6 protein-coding genes are annotated in these 4,993 nt (G+C 30.0%); 4 read left to right on the top strand and 2 right to left on the bottom strand.

Annotated elements, in window-relative coordinates; translation table 11 throughout:
- Both KJ849_03095 and tsaD read right to left on the bottom strand, forming a co-directional pair.
- The coding region (locus tag KJ849_03095; protein ID MBU2599546.1) for a tetratricopeptide repeat protein at positions 1-1,207 on the bottom strand (1,207 nt) is incomplete at its 3' end.
- Between the two features lie 57 nt (positions 1,208-1,264).
- Complete coding sequence (tsaD, locus tag KJ849_03100) at positions 1,265-2,290, bottom strand: tRNA (adenosine(37)-N6)-threonylcarbamoyltransferase complex transferase subunit TsaD (GenBank protein MBU2599547.1); 1,026 nt, start codon at positions 2,288-2,290, stop codon at positions 1,265-1,267.
- Positions 2,291-2,652: 362 nt separating this feature from the next.
- On the opposite strand from tsaD, the gene rpsF reads away from it, so the two are divergent.
- The 4 genes from rpsF (at position 2,653) to KJ849_03120 (ending at position 4,811) form a co-directional block, all read left to right on the top strand.
- Positions 2,653-2,982: a 30S ribosomal protein S6 gene (gene rpsF, locus KJ849_03105; protein ID MBU2599548.1), complete on the top strand. Its 330-nt coding sequence runs from the start codon at positions 2,653-2,655 to the stop codon at positions 2,980-2,982.
- Between the two features lie 46 nt (positions 2,983-3,028).
- Entirely contained in the window at positions 3,029-3,439 is a 411-nt protein-coding gene (ssb, locus tag KJ849_03110; protein ID MBU2599549.1) for a single-stranded DNA-binding protein, read from the top strand.
- Between the two features lie 120 nt (positions 3,440-3,559).
- Positions 3,560-3,835, top strand: a complete 276-nt coding sequence (gene rpsR / locus KJ849_03115) for a 30S ribosomal protein S18 (GenBank protein ID MBU2599550.1) — start codon at positions 3,560-3,562, stop codon at positions 3,833-3,835.
- A gap of 28 nt (positions 3,836-3,863) precedes the next feature.
- Complete coding sequence (locus KJ849_03120) at positions 3,864-4,811, top strand: YybS family protein (protein ID MBU2599551.1); 948 nt, start codon at positions 3,864-3,866, stop codon at positions 4,809-4,811.
- The last annotated feature ends 182 nt before the right edge of the window (positions 4,812-4,993 follow it).

Here is a 4,993-nt window from a genome sequence, read left to right on the forward strand (position 1 = left end):
CTTCTTCTAATCTTTTATTCTCCAAGTAAGCCACCCCTAATTTAAAATGAGCTTCAAGATGGTCTTCTTTTAAAGAGATTGTTCTTTGTAAAGCCGAGATAGCTTCTTCTAATCTTTTATTCTCCAAGTAAGCCACCCCTATCTGATAATAAATCTCTTCATTATCTTCCTGGTCTTCTAAGGCTTTTTGGAAACAAAAAATAGCTTCTTCATTTCTTTGGCATTTCAAATAAACACAACCTAATTTATAATAAACATCTTCGTAATCATCTTGAATTTCAATAACTTTACGAAACTTAATAATGGCTTCTTCAAGATTGTCAATCTTTAGATAAGCTAAAGCTAAATTATAATAAACAATCACCTCATCAAATCCTATAATAATTGATTCTTTGTAAGAAGAAATAGCCTCAAAATATTCTTTATTAATCGCATAGCTACTTCCTAAATTTTGATAAGCTAATGAAAAATAAGGAGAAACTTTAATAGCATTATTATACTCTAAATTAGCTAAATTATACTTTCCTTGAAAGTAGTAAATATTTCCCATCAAGAGATGAAGATACCTTAAATCTTCTTTTCTAAGAATTTCATAAGCTCTACTTAAATAAACAGCTAACTCTTTCTCTGCCTCTGACCATTTACAATTTAGGTAATAGCTTAAGCCCATTAAAATATTAACCACCTGGTCTATATGGCCGTCATATCTCTCTTCTAAGATTATTTCTTGAATCTGTCCAACCTTAAAATCTCCTTCTTCTACCTTCTTTTGATATTCGTAAACAGTAAAATTAAAATTGTAATGTGTTTTTAAGTAAATTCTTTCTTCTTTTTTGGATATTTCGCTTCTTAAGACAAGAGTAGCTTGATGTTTCCTTGAACTTTTTTTTGCTTCTTCATTATTCTCTAAAACCTTAACTTTTCTTAGCTGGACTTCTTTTAAGCCGGCTTTTTCTACCCTTTTCAACAATTCTTCACTAATCTTGGTCAGCACATCTTGATAAGAAGGCTCTATAATGCCTTCGCTTCTTTTTAATTCGGAAAGTATAATTCCGGTAGAGCCTTTTGGAAACTTTTGAAGAATATTTTTTTCAATCTTTTTCTTAATAAGATTTAACATTTTTATTAACTCGCTCTTTTCTTTGGTTGTCTTTAGATACTCTTTGGTCTTTTCAATAATTTTATTTATTAAATCTAAAATCCACATCTCATAAACCTACAGATAAGTTAAACTTTCTCATAACTCTGAGGTGAAGCCATTTTTTTATTTTGCAGCAAGTTTATTACCCACAGTGTTAATACATATCCTAGACACCGCATCAAGCTTAAGATGGCTAAACCTTTTACTTTTATACTTCAAATATCCTAATCCAGCTACCATGGCCGCATTATCTGTGCAATATTCTTTTGAAGGACAGTAAGTTTTAATATTATAATCTTTAAAAATATTTACAAATCTTTCTCTTAAGGTGCTATTAGCGGCTACTCCTCCTACTAAAAAAGCACTCTTTATTTCCATATTTCCTAGAATCTTCTTCAGGGGTTGAAATAATATATTAATTAAAGCTTCTTGAAAACTTGCCGCTATGTCTTCTACCTTTAAAGTAGATAGCTTATTTTTCATTAAAAAGTATTTAACCGCGGTTTTTAAACCACTAAAACTAAATCCTATTTTTTTAGTTTTCCATTTAACTTTTGGAAACTTTATCTTATTCTTATCGCCTATCTTAGCTAACCTTTCTATAACTGGACCTCCTGGATAGCCAAGATTTAATAATTTAGCTACCTTATCATAAGCTTCTCCAGCTGCATCATCATCAGTGCGGCAAATTAGTTTATACTCCTCGGGTTTTTTAATGTAAACTAACTCCGTGTGACCTCCAGAAGCAATTAGGGATAAGATAGGATATTTAATTTCTTCAAACTCTAAGAAAGGACTATAGAGATGGCTCTCTAGATGATTTAAGCCAATCAAAGGCACTTGATAGGCAAAAGATATAGCTTTAGCCGTTTGAAGGCCTATTAAAAGAGAACCTATTAATCCAGGGCCATAAGTTACAGCTACTGCTCCTATCTCTTCTAATCTTATCTCTGCTTTTTTGAAAGACTCTTCTAAGCAAAGATTTATCATTTTAACATGACTTCTTGACGCAATTTCTGGAACAACTCCACCGTATTTAGTGTGTAAATTTATTTGCGAAGAAACAATACTGGAAAGAACTTTCTTCCCTTCTTTAACCACGGCTACAGAAGTATCGTCACAAGAAGTATCAATTCCTAAAATATACATTTACTCATTTTAGTGTTTTTTTTTGCAAACTTGATTTATTTGAGTATGTCTTGGATACTATCCCTTATCTTTACACTTTCGTATAAAATTTATTTGTTGTCAAGTCTTATTTGTCAAGTCTTATATTTATATAATGATTCCTCATCTTATATTAATAACATTTAATAAGTGCTATATGAGTGTGACATCTTTTGCTTTAATTAAAAGACATAATCTTCCAAACATAAATAATTTACTTTTTATATAAATAAATATCGGATATTTCTTTAAAATCATTTAAAGTTTTTTCTTGTAAATATAAACTGTCTATGTTATATATATGTAACTTATAAATTAAATTTTGGGAATCTGGGGAGGTAAAGTTGTATCCATATGAATCAGTCTTAATTCTCGATCCAGAAATAAAAAAAGAAGATGTTAGCTCCTTGTTAGAAACATTGAAAAAACTTATTGAAAATAATCAAGGAGAGTTAGAAGAAGTAGAAGAATGGGGTATCAAAAGATTGGCGTATCCCGTCTTAAAGAAGAGTGAAGGTCGCTATGTACTTCTTAAATTTAAGTCTAAACCCCAAGTTATTCCAATTTTAGAAAAAAATTTTAAAATTTCAGAATATATTATAAAGCATCTTACCGTCCGAAGGGAAATTTTAAAAAACAAGCCAACTTCTAAAGTAAAAGAAAGTAAGATCTGATTTGTGAAAATGTGATTTGTGAAGAGATAATAGCAAGGAGGATAAAATGACCAGCTTAAATAGAGTAATCTTAATGGGTAATTTAACGCGAGATCCAGAACTACGTTACACTCAAGGTGGTGCGCCTGTTTCTCGATTCAGTATTGCTGTAAATCGAGTTTATACCACCAATACTGGTGAAAAAAAAGAAGAAGTAAGTTTTCTTCCTATTGTCGTCTGGGGAAAACAAGCTGAAAGTTGTAATCAGTATTTAAACAAAGGAAGATTAGTCTTAGTAGATGGGCGTTTACGTCAACATTCTTGGGAATCCAAAGAAGGTGAAAAAAGAAATACCATAGAAGTTATAGCTTATAGAGTTCAATTCTTAGGGGCTAAAGGCGAAGCTCAGAAAACAAGTGCTGCTTCCTTAGAAAGTGAAAATATTCCCGATGAAATAGAGGATGAAATTCCCTTCTAATGGAAGTTATAGCTTACAGAGTTCAATTCTTAGGGGCTAAAGGCGAAGCTCAGGAAACAAGTGCTCAGGGATAGCTGGCGGTTGAATACTTACTAAAGGTTAAATAACAAAGGAGATAATATGGCTTATCGAAGAGAGTCTAATCAGACTAATCAAGGATCAAAAAGATATAATATAATAATTAAGAGCAAAGATTATAAGAGAATTTGTAGATTTTGCATTAGAAAAATAGACAATATTGATTATAAGGATGTAGATATTTTAAAAAGATATATTACTGAAAAAAGCAAGATTGCTCCTCGAAGAATGACTAAGTGCTGTGCCCAACATCAAAGGAAATTAACCACAGCCATTAAAAGAGCCCGAAATATTGCTCTACTTCCTTTTGCTACTTAATCCTGATGAGGATTATTCCTTCAAAATAATGAAGTTAAAGATTGAATGTATCCACAAGATTCAAGTTATTTATATTTTAACTTTACTAACTATAATTTCTTATATCCTTAAAGGAAGTCTATTATTTCTTTTATTAATTCCTTTATTTTTTTCTATTAGCAAGGTTACTCATAAATCTACTTCCAACTTTTTTTACTTTCTGGTGCTTGTCTCTTTATTTATAATAGAACTTTCATTTAAAGCCCACTTTATAACTATTTTTGCGGCTTTAGGAATCTTCACCGGTGAACTTGTTAATAAAAAATACTTTGCCTTTCGTGTTATTCTTTATAGTAATTTATTACTAATTCTTCTCTGTCTGATTCAATATCTTATCTTCTCAACTTTCTTCCAAATAATGCCCCCTTTTAGTAAGGTATCACAAGAATTTAAAGACTATCTTTCTTTATCCTTAGAAACACTTTTTCAACAATTAAACCATCAAGATATTCCTTTTCAAGAAATGGTAGAAATTAAAGGTGTCTTTAATCAAAAGGCAATTCTTTTATATCAATTATTACCTTCAAGCTTAATTATTTTTTCCATTATCTACAATTATTTAAACTATAAATTTCTAACTATATTAAGCAAGCACCTAAGTTATTCTGTAAATCCTATTAAAAATTATGCTTGTTGGTTTTTCTCTGACTATATAATTTTAGGATTTTTGAGTAGTTGGCTTTTCTACTTAATTTTTAAGAGTTATAATTTTCAAATACTATTCTTAGTTATCCTTAATATTTGGTATTTCTTCCAATTTCTTTACCTTATCTATGGATTTTCTATAGTAAGTTTCTTTTTAAATAAATTTAATCTACCTATAATTATTAAGATTTTTTCTTTTCTTCTGCTCTTTTTAACTTCAGGTATGGTGATGTTTTTAGGTGTATTTGATACTTGGTTTGACTTTAGGAAACTAAGAAAAATTACTAAATAAAAAGAAACTTTGCTTTGTGATAGTAGCCGTGCTAAACTAGCGGAAGTAGCATGGTTCCTCAAGGAGTTGGAGGAATTTGCAAATATCTTTGCCTCAAGTATTTTAACACTGAAAGGGAAAAAGTAATTTTACATTTTGATATGTAATTTTGACATTTGCTATTTGATTTTTAATTTTACATA

Source organism: bacterium (genome assembly GCA_018830565.1).
In the GTDB taxonomy this organism is placed as follows: Bacteria; UBA9089; JAHJRX01; order JAHJRX01; family JAHJRX01; genus JAHJRX01.

Bases quoted from the DNA above. Each gene is read 5' to 3' on its own strand.
- rpsR (MBU2599550.1), top strand. From the start codon at position 3,560: ATGGCTTATCGAAGAGAGTCTAATCAGACTAATCAAGGATCAAAAAGA.
- KJ849_03120 (MBU2599551.1), top strand. From the start codon at position 3,864: ATGAAGTTAAAGATTGAATGTATCCACAAGATTCAAGTTATTTATATT.
- tsaD (MBU2599547.1), bottom strand. From the start codon at position 2,290: ATGTATATTTTAGGAATTGATACTTCTTGTGACGATACTTCTGTAGCC.
- ssb (MBU2599549.1), top strand. From the start codon at position 3,029: ATGACCAGCTTAAATAGAGTAATCTTAATGGGTAATTTAACGCGAGAT.